Annotated in this window: 11 protein-coding genes; 7 read left to right on the forward strand and 4 right to left on the reverse strand. The window is 74.0% G+C overall.

Going from position 1 to position 19,204, the window contains the following annotated elements; genetic code table 11:
- Positions 1–348 precede the first annotated feature (348 nt).
- Both typA and ABD973_RS10735 read right to left on the reverse strand, forming a co-directional pair.
- Positions 349–2,253: a translational GTPase TypA gene (gene typA, locus ABD973_RS10730; RefSeq protein ID WP_125597094.1), complete on the reverse strand. Its 1,905-nt coding sequence runs from the start codon at positions 2,251–2,253 to the stop codon at positions 349–351.
- Between the two features lie 354 nt (positions 2,254–2,607).
- On the reverse strand, positions 2,608–5,049 hold the full coding sequence (locus ABD973_RS10735) for an ABC transporter family substrate-binding protein (protein WP_125822387.1): 2,442 nt from the start codon (positions 5,047–5,049) through the stop codon (positions 2,608–2,610).
- A 401-nt stretch (positions 5,050–5,450) separates the two neighbouring features.
- Here ABD973_RS10735 and ABD973_RS10740 point away from each other — a divergent pair, with 401 nt between their 5' ends.
- The 7 genes from ABD973_RS10740 to ABD973_RS10770 all read left to right on the forward strand — a co-directional run bounded on the left by ABD973_RS10740 (position 5,451) and on the right by ABD973_RS10770 (position 15,836).
- Positions 5,451–5,675, forward strand: a complete 225-nt coding sequence (locus ABD973_RS10740; RefSeq protein WP_125604254.1) for a hypothetical protein — start codon at positions 5,451–5,453, stop codon at positions 5,673–5,675.
- Positions 5,676–5,775: 100 nt separating this feature from the next.
- Positions 5,776–6,600 carry a hypothetical protein gene (locus ABD973_RS10745; protein ID WP_125822386.1) on the forward strand — a complete coding sequence of 275 codons (825 nt, stop codon included), beginning with the start codon at positions 5,776–5,778 and terminating at the stop codon, positions 6,598–6,600.
- A gap of 1 nt (position 6,601) precedes the next feature.
- A complete protein-coding gene (locus tag ABD973_RS10750; RefSeq protein ID WP_345500005.1) occupies positions 6,602–8,521 on the forward strand; it encodes a fumarate reductase/succinate dehydrogenase flavoprotein subunit in 1,920 nt (639 codons plus the stop codon).
- Entirely contained in the window at positions 8,518–9,300 is a 783-nt protein-coding gene (locus tag ABD973_RS10755) for a succinate dehydrogenase/fumarate reductase iron-sulfur subunit (RefSeq protein ID WP_125604247.1), read from the forward strand. The genes ABD973_RS10750 and ABD973_RS10755 overlap by 4 nt, the downstream gene beginning before the upstream one ends.
- A gap of 45 nt (positions 9,301–9,345) precedes the next feature.
- The gene (locus tag ABD973_RS10760; RefSeq protein WP_345500007.1) at positions 9,346–12,558 is read left to right on the forward strand and encodes a protein kinase domain-containing protein; all 3,213 of its coding nucleotides are present in this window, start codon (positions 9,346–9,348) and stop codon (positions 12,556–12,558) included.
- A 457-nt stretch (positions 12,559–13,015) separates the two neighbouring features.
- Positions 13,016–15,070: a TPM domain-containing protein gene (locus tag ABD973_RS10765; RefSeq protein WP_345504552.1), complete on the forward strand. Its 2,055-nt coding sequence runs from the start codon at positions 13,016–13,018 to the stop codon at positions 15,068–15,070.
- Positions 15,071–15,119: 49 nt separating this feature from the next.
- Positions 15,120–15,836, forward strand: a complete 717-nt coding sequence (locus ABD973_RS10770) for a PspA/IM30 family protein (protein ID WP_125822382.1) — start codon at positions 15,120–15,122, stop codon at positions 15,834–15,836.
- Between the two features lie 10 nt (positions 15,837–15,846).
- On the opposite strand, the gene ABD973_RS10775 is transcribed toward ABD973_RS10770, so the two are convergent.
- On the reverse strand, positions 15,847–18,423 hold the full coding sequence (locus tag ABD973_RS10775; protein WP_241253373.1) for a SpoIIE family protein phosphatase: 2,577 nt from the start codon (positions 18,421–18,423) through the stop codon (positions 15,847–15,849).
- A gap of 224 nt (positions 18,424–18,647) precedes the next feature.
- On the reverse strand, positions 18,648–19,076 hold the full coding sequence (locus tag ABD973_RS10780; RefSeq protein WP_125598354.1) for an ATP-binding protein: 429 nt from the start codon (positions 19,074–19,076) through the stop codon (positions 18,648–18,650).
- Between the last annotated feature and the right edge of the window lie 128 nt (positions 19,077–19,204).

The following is a 19,204-nucleotide window of genomic DNA, read 5'->3' on the forward strand; positions in this document are numbered from 1 at the left end:
TCCCATCGTGTGTGCTCGTGAGTCGACGCTCCCCACAGCGTGTGACCCATTGACCCGAGCTCAATGGAGCCAATCCTCAGGGACCGCCAGGCCGTAAACCACACTTAAGTGGTCTCGTTTTCACAACATCACCGCATGGCGAAAACCCGAAATCCGGACAAACGGATAGGAGACAGACACGTGCGAAACGGACGGTTAGCTCATCATCCGGAGCGTCACGGTCGGTATGCGGACACCAGAACGCAACAATCCGTTTGACAAACGCGAACGGCCCCTCCCCGCACCGGAGCGGTGCGGGGAGGGGCCGTTGTCAGCCGTACGGCTTTAGGCCAGAGTCCGACTCGCGGACTACTTGGCCGACTTGGCGCGCGACGCGGTGCGCGAGCGCTCCTTCTGGTCCAGGACGACCTTGCGGATGCGCACGGCCTCCGGGGTCACCTCGACGCACTCGTCGTCGCGGCAGAACTCCAGGGACTGCTCCAGGGAGAGCTTGCGCGGCGGGACGATCGCCTCGAAGGTGTCGGCGGAGGAGGAGCGCATGTTCGTGAGCTTCTTCTCCTTGGTGATGTTCACGTCCATGTCGTCGGCGCGCGAGTTCTCGCCGACGATCATGCCCTCGTACACCTCGGTGCCGGGGTCGGTGAACAGCACGCCGCGCTCCTGCAGGTTGGTCATCGCGAACGCGGTGACCGCACCGGCGCGGTCGGCGACCAGGGAGCCGTTGTTGCGGGTGACCAGCTGGCCGAACCACGGCTCGTGGCCCTCGTGGATCGAGTGGCCGATGCCGGTGCCGCGGGTCTGGGTCAGGAACTCCGTGCGGAAGCCGATGAGGCCGCGGGACGGGACGACGAACTCCATGCGGACCCAGCCGGAGCCGTGGTTCGACATGTTGTCCATGCGGCCCTTGCGGACGCCCATGAGCTGCGTGACGGCGCCCATGTGCTCCTCGGGCACGTCGATCGTCATGCGCTCGACGGGCTCGTACGTCTTGCCGTCGACCTCCTTGGTGACGACCTGCGGCTTGCCGATGGTCAGCTCGAAGCCCTCGCGGCGCATCTGCTCGACCAGGATGGCCAGCGCCAGCTCACCGCGGCCCTGCACCTCCCAGGCGTCCGGGCGCTCGGTGTCCAGGACGCGCAGCGAGACGTTGCCGATCAGCTCACGGTCCAGACGGTCCTTGACCTGGCGGGCGGTGACCTTGCGGTCCTTGACCGCGGCCTTCGCGTCCGCGCCCTTGCCGGAGCCGCCGCGGCCGACCATCGGGGAGGTGTTGGTGCCGATGACCATGGAGATGGCCGGCTCGTCCACCGTGATGAGCGGCAGCGCGATCGGGTTCTCCGGGTCGGCCAGGGTCTCGCCGATCATGATCTCGGGAATACCGGCGACGGCACAGATGTCACCGGGGCCGGCCACCTCGGCGGGCTTGCGGGTGAGCGCCTCGGTCATCATCAGCTCGGTGATGCGGACGTTGGAGATCGTGCCGTCACGCTTGATCCACGCGACGGTCTGGCCCTTGCGCAGCTCGCCCTGCTCGACGCGGAGCAGCGCGATGCGGCCGAGGAAGTTGTCGGCGTCCAGGTTGGTGACGTGGGCCTGGAGGGGGGCCTCTTCGTCGTAGGTCGGGGCCGGGACGTGCTCCAGGATGGTGGAGAAGAACGGCTCCAGGTTCTCGCTGTCGGCGGGGACGGTGCCGTCCTCCGGCTTGGTCAGCGAGGCGATGCCGTCACGGCCGCAGGCGTAGACGATCGGGAACTCGATCTGGTCCTCGTCGGCGTCCAGGTCGAGGAAGAGGTCGTACGTCTCGTTGACGACCTCGTCGATACGGGAGTCCGGGCGGTCCGTCTTGTTGATGCAGAGGATGACGGGCTTCCGCTGCTGGAGGGCCTTGCGGAGCACGAAGCGGGTCTGGGGCAGCGGACCCTCGGAGGCGTCCACCAGGAGGACGACCGCGTCCACCATCGACAGACCGCGCTCGACCTCGCCACCGAAGTCGGCGTGGCCGGGGGTGTCGATGATGTTGATCGTGATCGGGGCCCCGCCGTCCTTGGGGTGGTACTTCACCGCCGTGTTCTTGGCGAGGATCGTGATGCCCTTCTCACGCTCCAGGTCGTTCGAGTCCATCATGCGGTCGTCGAGCTGCTGGTGGGCGGCGAAGGCACCGGCCTGCTTGAGCATGGCATCGACGATGGTCGTCTTGCCATGGTCGACGTGGGCGACGATGGCGACGTTACGGATGTCGTGGCGCGTGGGCACTTCGGCGCTTCTCCCGGGATCGTGGATGGCGTCGCGTACGGCCTGGCACGCGAGCCTCTGCCGGGCGGAAACCTGCCACGGCCTTACCCCATCGTACGTCGAGTGGCGGGAACCGCCTGCCGGGGGGTCTGTCAAGGGGCCGGACGACTGAGCGACGCCGGGTTTCGGGTGGGGGGTCCCGGCGGGGGTCGCGGCCTGTGTTCATGCGGGTCAATGGGTACCTACGACCTTGCCCGCCGGGACTCCGGCGGGCAAGGAACTTGAGTCACATCTGAGCTTGCTACCCGGGGGTCAACCTGACAGTCCCCGTTATTTCACCCGATGTCCTCGGGCGCTTCTCCCCCTGCTTCCCGCCTACTTCTTCTCGCCCTCCTTGGCGCCCTTGGCGGCCGTCGGCTTCTTCCAGCCGATGTCCTGGTAGCGGGGCGTCCCCAGGCCGAAGGCCCCGGCATTGGCCAGGCCCGGCTTGGCCGCGACCAGCTCGGGACGCTGGTAGAGCGGGATGGAGCCGGCCGCCGCCCAGATGCGGGCGTCCGCCTTGCGCATCAGCTCGCGGGCCTGCGCCTCGTCCAGCTCGCCGGCCGCCTGGTCGAACAGCTGGTCGATGTGGTCGGTACCGACCCGGGTGTAGTTCTGTTCGACGAGGAGCGAGCCGTCGGCGGCCGGCTCCGGCTTGGCGAAGATCGGCCGGGCGTCGGTGGCCGGGAAGGCCGTCGCCGGCCACGAGTACAGGGCCAGGTCGTACTGGCCCGAGGCGACGTGGTCCTTGAAGAAGCTCTCGTCGGCCACCTTCTTGATCTCCGTGCTGATGCCGATCTTCTGGAGCATCTGGGAGATCCGCTCGCCGACCGAGCGCAGGGCCTCGGATCCCGGCCCCGCCGGGAGCACGAAGCGCAGGCTGAGCGGCTTGCCGTCCTTCGCGAGCATCGCCCCCGAGGTACGGGCCTGCTTGGCGGGAGCCTGCACGGGGGCCGGGCTGGCGCCCGCGGCGGGCTCCTTCGCGTCACCGTCCTCCCTGGCCTCCTCGCCCTCCGCCGGGGCCTTGGCGTCGCCCGCGGCCGCGGCGGCCCCCTTCGCGAGGGTCTCCGCCTGGGCCAGCAGGACGTGCTCCTGCTGCGCGGCGAGGGAGGCCGGGGCCAGGGCCGCCGAGGGCCCGTCCGCGCGGCCGAAGGAGGCGATGCCGTCGGCCGGGTCCGCCCCGAAGCCGCGCACCGGCGTCTGCGGCAGGACGCGCAGCCCCGCGGCGGGGGCACCGGGCAGGCCCGGACGGGTCCGGCGCAGTCCCAGGTCGGCGGTGGCCGAGCGCAGGTCGCCGTTGCGCCCGTCGTCGTCGCCCACGATGTACAGGCCGTCGTCGCCGGTGCCGTCGCCCGGCCCGGGCTTGGCGCCCGCCCGGGTCTTGGAGTCGTCCTGCGCGCTCTCGGCGCTCTCGGCCCCCGCCTTCGCCGGCTCGTTCAGCTTGCCGCCCTTGCGCCAGCCCGCGTCCGCGAGCAGGGCCTGCGCCGCCTGGGTGTCCTGGCCGCCGAGGGCGTCGCTGTTGTCGGCGTACGCCTGCTGCCCGGCCAGCGCCAGGTGGCTGCCGACCGGCTTCGCCGGCAGACCGAGCGGCTTGAGGACGATCTCGGCCAGCGTCTTGCGGTCCAGGGCGCGGGCGACGGCCCGGCGGACGCGCTCGTCCGACAGCGGGCCGGAGGCCCCGTTCATCGCCAGCTGCGTGTAGGCGGGCTCCAGCGACTTGCGGACCGTGAAGCCGCGCAGCGCCGACTGCTCCTGCGCGTACTGCTTGACGGCGTCGGCGTTCTTCTGGCGGGTCTCCTGCTCCTCCTTCGCCTTGGCCTCGTCGGCGCCGTGGGCCAGCGCCCACGAGAGGGTGGCCTGCGCGGGGGTGAGCGCGGCGCCCGGGCCGTGCGTGCCGTCGACCTGGCCGGCGTCCCGGTGGGCGAGGGCGATCCGGTCGGCGCCCGAGCGGTCGATCTCGGCCAGATCGACCTTCCCAGCGGCCAGCGCCGCCGGCCGGCCCGCCCGGGGCACCGCCGTCAGCACGAGGGTGTCGAGCTTCGCGGGCCGGCCCCACCAGCGCGGGTTGCGGGTCAGCGCCGCGGTGCCGGTCTTCTTGTCGATCGCCCCGAGGCCGAAGGGCCCGGCGGTGACCTTGAGGGCGCCGCGGGCGCCCTCGTTGAAGGCCTCCGGGGTGCCCATGACCTGCTTGGGGTAGAGCGGGCTGAACAGGGAGCGCCAGTCGGCGTACGGCCTGACGAAGGTGACCTTGACCTCCAGGTCGTTCTTGCCGCGCTCGATCTTCTCGATCCGGTCGTAGCCGGCGTTGCGGGCGGTCCAGTACGCCGAGTCCTTGCCGTTCAGGGCCCGCCACTGGGCGACGAAGTCGGCGGCGCCGATCTCGCGGCCGTCGCTCCACACCGCCTGCTGGTTCAGCTTGTACAGGACGACCTGCTTGGGCTCGCGCTCGACGACCTCGGCCTTCTCCAGGTAGTCCGGATTGGCCACCGGCCGGCCCTTGGCGTCCAGGGTGAACAGCTGGGGCAGGACCGCGCCGGCGATCCGGCTGGTGGTCGCGTCCGCGTCGGCCTGGAAGGCGTTCAGCGTCTCCGGCAGGGCGTCCACGGCCCACCGCAGCACGCCGCCGTCGGCGACCTGTTCGCGGACGGTCGCCGCGATGTCCGGGCCCGCGGCGGCCGGGCCGCCCTCGTCCTCGCCCGCGCCGCAGCCCGCGAGGAGCGGCAGTGCGAGGACTCCCGAGGTGAGGAGCGCCAAGGACCTGCGCCTTCTCTGGGTCATGGGTGGTACCTCCGGGGCGGGGCACGAGGGCCGTGAAAACAGGGTCTTGATCACGTTCGGCGGTATATGGAGCTGATCACACCGGTGTGGAAACCCACTGAAATCGACCACCCCCCGCGTCCTCCGCAGCGGCCCCGCGCCACGCCGCGAACCCCACCCGTGCGGACCAATCCCGCTTGCGCCCCCGGGGCGCGCCCCCCGCCCCCGGCCGCCGGCGGGCCGGGCGTCCAGGCGCGCGTTCCCTCGTTCGAGGGATGAAAATGGGAGCGGGGAGGGGCGCACGGTTTGCGCCTGCGCGCCCGGAATCGCTGCACGTCCCTTCACAACCGGGGACGGGAGGCGCGACACTCGCAGGCGCCCGTGAGCGTTGCCACCGCACCCTGCGGAAGTGAGGGCAAGTCATGTCCCTGCAAGACGATCTGACCGCCGTACGGCGCAGTCTCGACGAGCTGGTCCGCTCGGTGGAGCAGCTGGAGAAGGACGTCGCCCGGCAGGCGCCGGCCGGCGGCTCCAGGCCGCCGGAGAAGTCCAGGATGGTGACCATCCCGGACACCCCGTACGACACCGCGCTGTGGACGGACACCGACGACGAGGGCCTCGGCGCCCGCGACCGCCGCGCCCCCTAGGGCCCGCCGCCCGTACGCGCGCAGCACCCCCATCTGGCCCGGCCGCCCCGGCGGCCGGGCCTCCTGGGCCACCCCTCGACCACTCCACCCGGAGTTCCCTTTGGCCACAGGCACGGAACCACCCCAGCAGCGGCCCGGCGGGATCCACGGCCCCACCCGGGCCGCGATCACGGCCCGGCACCTGCGGACCGACCGGTGGTGGCTGTCGCCCGCCGGCACCGCGGCCGGGCTGCTCGCCTTCATCGCGTACTCGACCTGGCGGGCCTTCGCCAACGACCACTACTACGCGGCCCCGTACGTCTCCCCGTTCTACTCCCCCTGCCTGGCGGAGAACTGCCAGGAGATGCGCGGCGGACCCAACCTCGACCTGTTCGGCAGCTGGTGGGCCCTGTCCCCCGCCCTGCTGATCCTGGTCTTCCCGCTCGGCTTCCGGCTGACGTGCTACTACTACCGCAAGGCCTACTACCGGGGCTTCTGGGCCTCGCCGCCCGCCTGCGCCGTCGCCGAGCCGCACGCCTCGTACACGGGCGAGACCCGCTTCCCGCTGGTCCTGCAGAACCTGCACCGGTACTTCTTCTACGCGGCCGTGCCGGTCGCCGGCATCCTCACGTACGACACCGCACTGACCTTCCGCGACGAGCACTACGCCTGGGGCCACATGGGGCTGGGCACCCTCCTCTTCCTGGCCAACATCGTGCTGATCTGGGCCTACACGCTCTCCTGCCACTCCTGCCGGCACATCATGGGCGGCCGCCTCAAGCACTTCTCCCGGCACCCGGTGCGCTACCGCCTGTGGGGCTGGGTCAGCCGGCTCAACGCCCGCCACATGCAGCTCGCGTGGGCCTCCCTGATCAGCGTGGCCCTGTGTGACTTCTACGTGTACCTGCTGGCCACCGGCACCATCACCGACCCGAGGATCTTCTGAGATGGCTCAAGTGGAACGGCAGCAGTGGGACGTGGTCGTGGTCGGTGCCGGCGGTGCCGGGTTGCGGGCCGCGATCGAGGCCCGCGAGCGGGGCGCCCGTACGGCCGTGATCTGCAAGTCCCTCTTCGGCAAGGCCCACACGGTGATGGCGGAGGGCGGCATCGCCGCCGCCATGGGCAACGTCAACGAGGGCGACGGCTGGCAGGTCCACTTCCGCGACACCATGCGCGGCGGCAAGTTCCTCAACCAGTGGCGGATGGCCGAGCTGCACGCCAAGGAGGCCCCCGACCGGGTCTGGGAGCTGGAGACCTGGGGCGCCCTCTTCGACCGCACGCCCGACGGCCGGATCTCCCAGCGCAACTTCGGCGGGCACGAGTACCCGCGCCTCGCGCACGTCGGCGACCGCACCGGCCTGGAACTGATCCGCACCCTCCAACAGAAGATCGTCCAGCTCCAGCAGGAGGACTTCGGGGAGTACGGGGACCACGAGGCACGGCTCAAGGTCTTCCAGGAGTGCACGGTCACGCGGGTGTTGAAGGATCGCGGCCCCCAGGGCGGGGAGAGGGTTGCGGGGACCTTCTGCTACGAGCGCGAGACCGGCCGCTTCTTCGTCCTGGAGGCCCCCGCCGTCGTCCTGGCCACGGGCGGGATCGGCAAGTCCTTCAAGACCACCTCCAACTCCTGGGAGTACACCGGCGACGGCCACGCGCTGGCCCTGCTCGCCGGAGCCCCCCTGCTCAACATGGAGTTCGTCCAGTTCCACCCCACGGGCATGGTCTGGCCGCCCTCGGTGAAGGGCATCCTCGTCACCGAATCCGTGCGCGGCGACGGCGGGGTGCTGCGCAACTCCGAGGGCGAGCGCTTCATGTTCGACTACGTCCCGGACGTCTTCAAGGAGAAGTACGCCGAGTCGGAGGAGGAGGGCGACCGCTGGTACGAGGACCCCGACCACAACCGGCGCCCGCCCGAGCTGCTCCCCCGCGACGAGGTGGCCCGCGCCATCAACTCCGAGGTGAAGGCCGGCCGCGGCTCCCCGCACGGCGGAGTGTTCCTCGACGTGTCCACCCGGATGCCGGCCGAGAAGATCAAACGCCGGCTGCCGTCCATGTACCACCAGTTCAAGGAGCTGGCGGACGTGGACATCACCGCCGAGCCCATGGAGGTCGGCCCGACCTGCCACTACGTGATGGGCGGTATCGCGGTCGACTCCGACACCGCCGCCACCGTCGGCGTACCGGGCCTGTTCGCCGCCGGCGAGGTCGCCGGCGGCATGCACGGCTCGAACCGGCTGGGCGGCAACTCCCTCTCCGACCTGCTGGTCTTCGGCCGGCGTGCCGGACTGCACGCGGCGGAGCACGCCGCGGCCGCGGGTGCCGTACGGGCCGCCGTCTCCCAGGCGGAGATCGACGCGGCGGCCGCCGAGGCCCTCGCCCCGTTCCACGCCGCCGACGGCGCGGAGAACCCGTACACCCTCCACCAGGAGCTCCAGACGGCAATGAACGACCTGGTCGGCATCATCCGCCGCGAGGGCGAGATGGCCGAGGCCCTGGAGCGGCTGGCGGCCCTGCGCGTACGCGCCGCCCGCGCCGGGGTCGAGGGGCACCGGCAGTTCAACCCGGGCTGGCACCTGGCGCTGGACCTGCGCAACATGCTGCTGGTCAGCGAGTGCGTGGCCCGCGCCGCCCTGGAGCGCACCGAGAGCCGCGGCGGGCACACCCGCGAGGACTGCCCGGCGATGGAACGGCGGTGGCGGCCGGTGAACCTGCTGTGCCGGCCGGTCGATCCGCCCCCCGCCGACCCCGCCGCGGCGCGGATCACGCTGGAACGGGTCCGCACCGAGCCGATCCGCCCCGACCTGCTCGCGCTCTTCGAGAAGGAAGAACTGGCCAAGTACCTCGCCGAAGAGGAGCTGCACTGGTGACGACATACGAGGCACGCTTCCGGGTCTGGCGGGGCGACGCGGAGGGCGGGGGCCTGCGGGACTTCACCGTCGAGGTGCACGACGGCGAGGTGGTCCTGGACATCGTGCACCGGCTCCAGGCGACCCAGGCCGGCGACCTCGCGGTCCGCTGGAACTGCAAGGCGGGCAAGTGCGGCTCGTGCAGCGCGGAGATCAACGGCCGGCCGCGGCTGATGTGCATGACGCGGATGTCCGTCTTCGGGCGGGACGAGACCGTCACGATCACCCCGCTGCGCGCCTTCCCGGTGATCCGGGACCTGGTCACGGACGTGTCCTTCAACTACGCCAAGGCCCGCGAGGTCCCGGCCTTCGTGCCCCCGCCGGGGGTCGCCGCGGGCGAGTACCGGATGCAGCAGGTGGACGTGGAACGCTCACAGGAGTTCCGCAAGTGCATCGAGTGCTTCCTGTGCCAGGACACCTGCCACGTGGTGCGCGACCACGAGGAGAACAAGACCGTCTTCGCCGGCCCGCGCTTCCTGATGCGGGTCGCCGAGCTGGACATGCACCCGCTGGACGCGGCCGCGGACGCCGGCCTGGACCGCAAGCGCACCGCCCAGGAGGAACACGGCCTGGGCTACTGCAACATCACCAAGTGCTGCACGGAGGTCTGCCCCGAGGGCATCAAGATCACCGACAACGCCCTGATCCCGCTGAAGGAGCGGGCCGTGGACCGCAAGTACGACCCCCTGGTGTGGCTGGGGAACAAGATCCGGCGGCGTTCGGCCTCCGACCCCCGTTAGTTCACTCAGCGGTGGACAATGCCCCCTGGATGACCGTCGGACGACGTGATCTCAGGGGGCTTCGCGGTGCGGGTGGGGGAAGTACTGGCGGACCGGTACCGGCTGGACCGGCGGCTCGGCGCCGGAGGCATGGGCGAGGTGTGGCGCGGGCACGACCGGGCCCTGCACCGGGCCGTGGCGGTCAAGGTGCTGCTGGACGCGGCGACCAACGAGGAGCTGATCGCCCGGTTCCGGCGGGAGGCCACCATCGGGGCGCGCCTCCAGCACCCGGGCATCACCGTCGTGCACGACGTGGGGCAGCACGAGGGGCGGCTGTTCATCGTGATGGAGCTGCTCTCCGGGGAGGACCTGGGGGCGCGGCTGGCCCGCTCCCCCGGCGGCCTGCCGGTGGCCGAGGCGGTGGAGCTGGGCGCGCAGACGGCGGAGGCGCTGGCCGCCGCGCACGAACGGGCCGTGGTGCACCGGGACCTGAAACCCCAGAACCTCTTCCTGCTGCCCGGCGGCCGCCTCAAGATCTGCGACTTCGGCATAGCCCACTCCGCCGACGCGACGGCCGGCTGGACGGTGACCGGGCGGATGTTCGGCACCCCGCCCTACATGGCGCCCGAGCAGTGGCGCGGCGAGCACGTGGACGCCCGCTGCGACCTGTACGCGCTGGGGTGCGTGCTGTACGCCCTGCTGAGCGGGGAGCCGCCCTTCGGGTCGGCGGAGCCGATGTACGTCCTGATGCGGCGCCACGTGGAGGACGCGCCGCTGCCGCTGGCGGTGCCGGGGGTGTCCGCGGAGCTGGGCCGGCTGGTGCTGGCGCTGCTGGCGAAGGACCCGCGGGACCGGCCGGAGTCGGCGGGATGGGTGGCGGGGGCGCTGCGGGGGCTCGGGCGGATCGCGGACGGCGGCGGGGCGGGGGCCTCCACCCCGGGCGACGGGCCGTGGGGAGAGCCGGGGTCCCTGGCGGGGGCGGGGGCCGGGCCGGACGCGGAGGCGAAGGCGGGGGCCGAGACGAACTCGGGAGCCGGGCCGGATTCCCGGTCGGGGGCGGGGGCCGGGCCGGGGGCGGAGGCGGGTTCCCGGTCGGGGACGGGGGCCGGGCCGGGGGCGGAGGCGGGTTCCCGGTCGGGGGCGGGGGTGCCGCACGGGGCGGGGCGGGGGCCGGGGGCTGAGCGGGGGCCGGAGCCGGGGGGCGGGACGGGTTCCGGGCGGGGGCCGGACGGCTTCGTGCCCGCCCCGGTACGGGACTTCGTACGGGAGTTGCTGCTGGAGGCCGAGGAGACGCTGGTCTCCCTGCCGCCCGGGGCGGGAGAGGCGCGCACCGAGGGTCTCGCCCTCGCGGCGGAGGCCGCGGCGCGCTTCGACGCGGGCCTCGCCGGCCGGCTGCTGGCGGACGCCGAGCTCTGGGCCTGGACCGACGGGGACGGCGACGGCGCCCGGGTGGCCGCGCTGCTGACCTCGCTGGCCCGGCGGATCTCGCGGGACGCCCCCGCCCGCACCGAACGGGTGCTGACCGACGCGCAGCAGGCCCTGTTCGCGGTGTCGGGGCCGAAGCGGCTGACCCGGCTGCGCAAGGTCGCGGAGGAGCTCGCGGCGGTCGCCCCCGAACGCGGGGTCCGGCTGGCCCGGCGGTACTTCGCCGGCGGCCCGGCGGAGGAGGCCGTCCTGGCGCGGGCCGCACCGGCGAGCGCCGCGGCCGACCTCCCCCGCGCCGAGGGGTACCTGTCCCTGATCCAGGACCCGACGGTCCGGGCCGCCGCCGAGTCCAGGGCCGTCACCGCCGTCGCCCGGCAGGACCTGCCCGCCGCCCTCCGGCTGGCCGCGCGGATACCGGGCGGCGGGGCCCGGGTGCGGGCACTGTGCCGGGTGGCGGGCGAACGCTCCGCCGTCGGGGACCGGGCGGGCGCGGCCGAGGCCCTGGCCCTGGCGGAGCGGGCGCTGGCCGACACCGGGGACGGGGATCTGGAGGCGGCCCGCGCGGACCTGGAGGCCGCCCGGGACCTGAGCGCGCGGGACCTGCCCTCCGTGCTGGACCCGGCCGTCGCGCAGGAGCGTGCCGCCGCCGCCCGGCGGCTGGCCGAACCCGCCGAGCGGGGCCGGGAGCTGGCCTGGATCGCCCGGGACTGCACGGCGGGGGCGCCCTGGCTGGCGGCCGTCGCGGCGGACCCCGGCACACCGCCCCCGCGCGCGCCGGGGCCGCGCCCGCGCCCGCGCCCCGACGCGGTCGGGCCCCGGCCGACGGCGGGGTGGCGGACCGATGAGCGGCCGGACGAACTGCACGCGGCCGGGGAGCGGGCGGTGTGGACGACGGGCGCCGGGGTCGGCTGCGTGGACGCACCGACCGGAGCGACGCTCTGGACGGCGTACGCCGACGAGGGGGTGCGGGCGCGGCCGCTGCCGGAGCCGGAGCGGGTGTGGTGCGCGGCCGACGCGGACACCGTGTGCGTGGTCGTGACCTCGGGCGCCGGGTCGCAGGGGCGACTGGTTGTCCGGGATCCGGCGGACGGGCGGGTGCGGTGGTGGCGGGAACTGGACGGGCCGGCGGAGCTGATCCCGGTGCCGGGGCTGCTGCTGCACGCGGCGCACGAGGAGCTGACCGCCCTGGACAAGACCGCCGGGGAACCGGTGTGGCGGCACCGGCTGTCGGGCGTGCCCTCGTTCACGGTCTCGGGCGAGTGCCTGGTCGTCGGGGGCGGCGGGCGGCTGCGGGCGCTGCACCTGCCGAGCGGGACCCCGCTGTGGTCGTGGCCGCGCGGCTACGACGCCGGCGCTCCGGCGGCCCCCGACCAGGCGGCGGGCGGGCCGGTGCACGTCCTGGACGGCGGCGTCCTGCGCGCGCTGGACCGGCGCAAGGGCTACGAGCTGTGGCGCTTCGAGCCGGGGGTGCCGGCGGCGGGGCTGCTCGTCGACGACGGGGTGGTGTACGCGGCCGCGTACCGGGCGGAGCAGGGCTGGGACGTGGTGTTCGCGCTCGACGCGGAGAGCGGGGCGGTGCGGTGGCAGCGGCCGGTGACGCGGCGGGAGGGCACGGCGTGCGTGCTGGAGCTGCTGGGGGTGCGGCGGGGGGTGTTGTACGTGCGGTCCTCCCACGGCGGCCGGCGGGGGCTGCTGGGCCGGACGGCCCTCCCGTTCGTGACGGGCCTCGACGTCACGACGGGCAAGCCCCGCGGGCACCGGGACCACCCGGCCGAAGGACCCGGGCCGGTGGTCGCCGCCGACGCCCTCGTCTTCGCGGGGCCGGCGCTGACGGGTGCGCCCTTGCCGTCGTGACGGGGCGCGCGTTCCGTTCCGGCGCCGGGCCGATGCTGTGACGCGCCCCGCGGTACGGCGCCGTACCGGGCTCCGCACCGCTGATCGACTCCGCCCCGCTGCGCCGGGCTCCGTCCGGCGGCGCTGGGCGGGGCCGGTGCCGGTGGTCGGGCGCGGTCGGTTGGGCCGCTGCGCGGAGCAGGTCCCCTACCCGCCCTTCCACCGTTCCCCGGGCTCCGCCCGGACCCGCGCCTCAAACGCAGGCGGGGCTGATTTCAGCCTCGCCGGCGCTTGAGGCGCGGGCGCGGTAGCGCCGTGTTCTGAGCCCCGCCGGCGCCTGAGGCGAGAACGGGTGAAGGGCGGGGAGGGGCGGGCACCGCGCAGCGGCACACCAGCCGCACCCGGCCCACCGGCACCGGCCGACGACCTCCGGGTGCGGGGGGCCGGAACGGAACATAGCCTCCCCCATGTGCACCCGCTGAGACGCGCCGCCGCCCCCGCGCTCCTCCTCGCCGCCGTGCTGCTGGCGCTGCCGGCCCCGCCCGCCCGGGCCGAGGACCCCGTCGCGCTGTCGCGCCAGGGGCAGGTCACCGACCGGGTCGGCGCCCTCGGCGACCGGGGGCCCGCCGTGGCCGCCGCGCTGGAGCGGCTGTACGCCGACCGGAAGGTCCAGCTCTTCGTGGCGTACGTACGCGACTTCTCCGGCCGTGCCCCGCAGAGCTGGGCCGACGCCACCGCGCAGAAGAACGGGCTCGGCCAGGACGACGTGCTGCTCGCGGTGGCCACCGGCGCCCGGCAGTACGCCTATTCGGCCGACGTCGACTCCGGTTTCACCGAGGCGCAGCTCGCGGACGTCGCCCGTACCACCATCGAGCCCGCCCTGCGCCAGAACGACTGGGCCGGCGCGGCCATCGGCGCGGCGAACGGCTACGACGCCGTGCTCGGCGGGAAGCCGGTACCCGTGCCCGCCGTCACCCCCGGCACCGCCGATCCCGGGGGCGCGGCGGAAGGGGCGAGCGGGGCCGGGGACTACCTGCTGCCGGTGGTCGCCGTGGGCGCGGCCGGGGCGCTCGGGGTGTACGCGTACCGCCGCCGCAGGAGGCGCGACGGGACGGGACGGGGCACCACCACCGCCCATGCCGGCTGGGACGGGGCGCGGGCCGGTCCGGCGCCGCTGCCCGAGCTCGACGCCACGGCGAAGGCCCTGCTCGTGGCGACCGACGACGCCGTCCGCACCAGCACCGAGGAGCTCGGCTTCGCCACCGCGCAGTTCGGCGACGACGCGGTCGGCACGTTCACCGCGGCGGTGGCGTACGCCGAGGACGAGCTGACGCACGCCTTCCGGCTGCGCCAGCAGCTGGACGACGCGTACCCGGAGGACGACGCGACCCGCCGGCGGATGCTGGAGGAGATCGTGGCCCGGTGCACCGAGGCCAACCGCAGGCTCGACGCCGAGTCGGCGGACTTCGACCGGCTGCGGGACCTGGAGAAGAACGCCCCGCGGGCCCTGGCCACGGTGGAGGCGCGGTTCCGGGTGCTGACGGGCCGTACGACGACCGCCGCGGCCACCCTCACCGCGCTGACGGGCCGCTACGCGGACTCCGCGGCCGCGCCGGTGGCCTCCAACCCGGAACAGGCCGAGGACCGGCTGCTGTTCGCCACGACCAGCCTCGGCGAGGCCCGGGCCGCGCTCGCTTCGGGGGACAACGGCCGGGCCGCCGTGCACGTACGGGCCGCCGAGGGCGCGGTGGACCAGGCGGCGACGCTGGTGGACGCGGTGGAGCGGCGGGCCCGGGAGCTGGCGGAGGCGGCCGCGGAGCTGCCGGGCGCCCTCACCGAGACGGAGACGGACCTCGCCGACGCGCGCGGCCTGCTCACCGGTACCCAGGCGGGGTCCGCCACGGGGGACCTGCGGGGCCGGATCGGCCGGGCGGAGTCCGTACTGGCCGACGTGCGGCGGCAGCTGGCGGCCGGCCGGTACGACCCGATCGACGCGCTGCGCCGGGTCGAGGAGGCGGACGCGGCCCTGGACGAGGCCCTGGCGGGGGCCCGCGAGCAGGAGTCGGGGCGGCGGCGGGCGGCGGCGCTGCTGGACCAGGCGCAGCTGTCGGCCCGCAGCGCGATCGGCGCGGCGGCGGACTACGTGACCACCAGCCGGGGTGCCGTCGGCAGCCCGGCCCGTACCCGGCTGGCGGAGGCGCGGCGGCACCTGGAGCGGTCGGCCTCGCTGGCCGGCCAGGACCCGGCGGGGGCGCTGGCGGAGGCGCAGCAGGCGGACTCGCTGGCCCGGCAGGCGCAGCAGCTGGCGGAGGAGGACGTACGGGCGTACCGGAACCCGTACGCGGGCCGGCGCGGGGACGGCGGCCGGGGCGGTGCCGTGCTGGGCGGGATCATCCTCGGCGAGATCCTGCGCGGCGGCGGCCGCGGCGGCTTCGGCGGGGGCGGAGGCGGAAGCGGCGGGTTCGACGGCGGGCCCGGCTCCTACGGGGGCGGCGGCACCCGCGGCCGCATGGGCGGCGGCGGCCGCTTCTGAACGACGGGACGGCAGACCTGCGGACCCCCAGCCACCAGGAAGGACCCCGATGAGCAAGCAGACGATCCTCGGCCGTGTCACCCAGCTCGCGAAGGCCAACATCAACGCGCTGCTGGACCAGGCCGAGGACCCGCAGAAGATGCTCGACCAGCTGATCCGCGACTACTCGAACAACATCTCGGAGGCCGAGCAGGCGGTGGCCACGACCATCGGGAACCTGCGGATGCTGGAGGCCGACCACCAGGAGGACGTGGACGCGGCCGCGGAGTGGGGCGGCAAGGCGCTCGCGGCCAGCCGCAAGGCGGACGAGCTGCGCGCGTCCGGCGCGGCGGCGGACGCGGACCGGTTCGACAACCTGGCGAAGGTGGCCCTGGGGCGGCAGTTGCGGTCGGAGAGGGAGGCGGCGACGGCGGAGCCGGTGATCGCCGCTCAGACGGAGGTCGTGGACAGGCTCAGGGAGGGCCTCGGCGCGATGAAGGACAAGCTGACGGAGCTCCAGGCCAAGCGGGACGAGCTGGTGGCACGGGCGAGGACGGCCCGGGCGCAGAACACCATGCTGGACGCCGTCAAGGACATCGACGTGCTGGACCCGACCAGCGAGCTGCACCGCTTCGAGGAGAAGGTGCGGCGGGAGGAGGCGATGGCCATGGGGAAGTCGGAGCTGGCGGCCTCCTCCCTGGACGCCCAGTTCGAGGCGCTGGACGACCTCGGCCGGGCCTCGGAGGTCGAGGCCCGGCTGGCCGCGCTCAAGTCGGGGGCGGCCTGACGGGTACCGCTCAGCCGTACATGTCCAGCAGTTGTTCCGCCGACAGTTCGGTGACCGCCTCTCCCGGTGCGCCGCCCGGCATCGGGAGCGGGAGCTCGAACCAGACGGTCTTGCCCCGGTGGGTGCGGCGGGTGCCCCAGCCGGCCGAGAGGAGGCCGACGAGCTGGAGGCCGCGGCCGCCCTCGTCGGTGTCCCGGGCGCGGCGGCGGCGGGGCTGGACGAGGTTGCCGTCCCAGACCTCGCACACCAGGGTCCGGTCCAGCAGCAGCCGGAGCCGGATCTCGCCCTCCCCGTACCGCAGGGCGTTGGTGACGAGTTCACTGACCAGCAGTTCCGTGGTGTCGAGGAGCCCCTCCAGGCCCCAGGCGGGCAGTTTGGCGCGGGCCAGTTCCCGGGCCCGGCCCACCGAGCGGGCCTCGCGGGGCAGCTGCCAGTCGCCGACGGCTCCGGCGGGCAGGCCCTGGACCCGTGCCATGAGCAGGGCGATGTCGTCCTCGCCGTGCCGGGTGTGGAGGGTGTTGAGGACGTGGTCGCAGACCTCCTCCAGGGGGCGGGACGGATCGGCGACCGCCCCTCGCAGGCCGCGCAGGCCCTCCTCCAGCGGGTGGTCGCGGGACTCGACCAGCCCGTCCGTGTAGAGGGCGAGCAGGGCGCCCTCGGGGAGTTCGACCTCGACCTCCTCGAAGGGTTCGCCGCCCACGCCGAGCGGCATTCCGGTCGGGATCTCCAGCAGCAGCCCGGGGCGGGGTTCGGCGCCGTCCTCGGGGGGTTCGACGAGGACGGGCGGCATGTGGCCGGCGTTGGCGATGGTGCAGCGCCGGGTGACGGGGTCGTAGACGGCGTAGACGCAGGTGGCGAGGTAGACCTCGGAGCGGTCGGCGTCGCGGGAGTGCAGGGCGGCGCGCGAGGCCTGCTGGGCGCCGCCGGGGGCGCCGAGGCCGCGGGCGACCTCGTCGAGGGCGGCGAGCACCTCGGCCGGTTCCAGGTCCAGCAGGGCGAGGGTGCGTACGGCGGTGCGCAGTTCGCCCATGGCGACGGCGGCGCGCAGGCCGCGGCCCATGACGTCGCCGACGACGAGGGCGGTGCGGTGCCCGGGCAGTTCGATGACGTCGAACCAGTCGCCGCCGACCTCGGTGGCGGCGTTGCCCGGCAGGTAGCGGCAGGCGATGTCGAGGCCGGCGGCCTCGGGGTCGCCGGGCGGGAGCAGGCTGCGCTGGAGGATCAGGGCGCGTTCGTGCTCGCGCCGGTAGAGGCGGGCGTTGTCGATGCAGACGGCGGCCCGTGCGGCGAGTTCCACGGCGACGGCCCGGTCGCGTTCGCCGAAGGGCTCGCTGCCCTTCGTACGGGAGAACTGGGCGAGGCCGACCACGGTGTCGTGGGCGACCATCGGGACGATCAGCGTGGACTGGACGAGGTCGTCGGGGCCGGCGGCGTCGACCAGCCGGGGGCGTGCGGTGCGCAGGACCCGCGCGCCAGGGGAGGCGGCGGGGTAGCGGTGGGTCTCGCCCACGGCGACCAGTGCGCCGGGCCCCGACAGGGGGGCGTCGGAGACGGCGGAGGCGAAGGCGACCCGGCGCAGTTTCGCGGAGGGGGCGCGGCGGGCGCCCTGGTCGGGGAGGGAGGGTACGCCGGGTCCCTGGGGGCGGGCGGGGCGGTCGTCGTCGCCGAGCAGCAGGCCCTGGTAGAGGTCGACGGCGGCCAGGTCGCAGAAGCCGGGGACGGTGACGTCGAGGAGTTCGCGGGCGGTGGTCTCCAGGTCGAGGGAGTTGCCGATGCGGTGCCCGGCCTCGTTGAGGAGGGCGAGGTTGCGGCGGACCCCGGCGGCCTCGCGGGCGGCGAGGTGGCGGCGGGTGACGTCGGTGCCGAGGCCGGCGACGCCGATGGGGCGGCCGGTGCCGTCGTGCACCCGGTAGAGGTTGATCGACCAGTGGCGGTCGTCGCGGCTGCGGGGGGTGGCGCCGGTGATCCGCAGGTCGGTGACGGACTCGCCGGTCTCCAGCACCCGGCGGAGGGCTTCGGCCATCCGGTCGGCCTCGTGGGGCGGCAGGTAGTCGTGGACGGTGCGGCCGCGGTGCTCCGCGACGGTGCCGCCGAAGACGGTCGCGAAGCGCCGGTTGGCGCGCTGCACGGTGAGGTCGGTGCCGAACAGCAGGAAACCGAAGGGCGATTGGCCGAATATGGCCTGTGAGGCGGCGAGGTCGGATTCGATGCGGCGCAGCGCGCGCACGTCGACGACGACGCAGAGCGCGGCCCGCTCGGCGCTCGCGGTCTGGGTGGGCATCACATAGATCTCGGCCACGCCGTGGGCGCCGTCGCCGCCGGGGATGCGGAAGGGGACCAGGCCGGTCCACTCCTTGCCGTCGAGGATCTCGGCGACCTTGCGGTGGCCGCCCTCGCGCAGCTCGGGGGGCATGAAGGCCGCGACGGGGTCGCGGCCGACCGCCTGCGCCGCGCCGAGCCCGAAGAGTTCCTCGGCGCGCAGGCTCCACTGGTCGATGAGCCCGTCAGGGCCGATCGAGAAGGAGGCGACCTTTATGTAGTCGTATATCGAGCCAGGCGGACTGGTGTGCCACAGGGAGTCGTGCAAAGGCTCCCCGGGCACACGGGCCTGATGTGTCTGCGCAGGTATCTCGCTCACGCGACCGTCCCCTCCAGCTCACCGCAACCGGACCGGCCATGACCGAAGTATTCAGCACCACGGCCCCGTACGGCACGGCGTTCACGATCACAAAAGGGTCCCGTTGTTTTCCGGCCACGTCCGGTGGTCGTCCCAGACGGCGCCCGGGAGACCCACTGCCGCCCTTCTCCTTGTTACTCACCAGGAAGAGCCAACTCGAACCACACGGTTTTCCCCGTCTTCCCGTGCCGGGTCCCCCAGCGGCGCGCGGAGACGGCGACGAGGTGCAGGCCGCGACCGCCCTCGTCGTCGGGCCGGGCGATCCGCTCGCGGGGCGGATCCGGAAGCGGATCGGAGACCTCCACGAGGAGGGCCGGGCCGCCGGCCAGGTCCGGCGCGGCCGGATTGCGCCGTACCAGGCGGACCCCGATGGGGCCGGAGGCGTACCGCAGGGAGTTGGTGACCAGCTCGCTGACCAGCAGGACGGTCACGTCGCCGACGGAGTCCAGGCCCCAGGAGCGGAGGGTGCCGCGCACGGCGTGGCGTGCGGTGCGGACGGCACCGGGCTCGGCGGGGAAGGCCCACTCGGCGCATTCACCGTCTGTGTCGATCACGCCGATCACTTCCCGGGCCACCAGCGACCCCAGTCCGGTTCGTCGGTGACGAAAGGGGGGCGAGATAGGGACTAATAGCGACATACCCGATAATCAGGGCGCCGTACCACCCGATCCCCCACGCACCGGCGCACTGT

The sequence above is a fragment of the Streptomyces racemochromogenes genome (assembly GCF_039535215.1).
Classification (GTDB): Bacteria; Actinomycetota; Actinomycetes; order Streptomycetales; family Streptomycetaceae; genus Streptomyces; species Streptomyces racemochromogenes.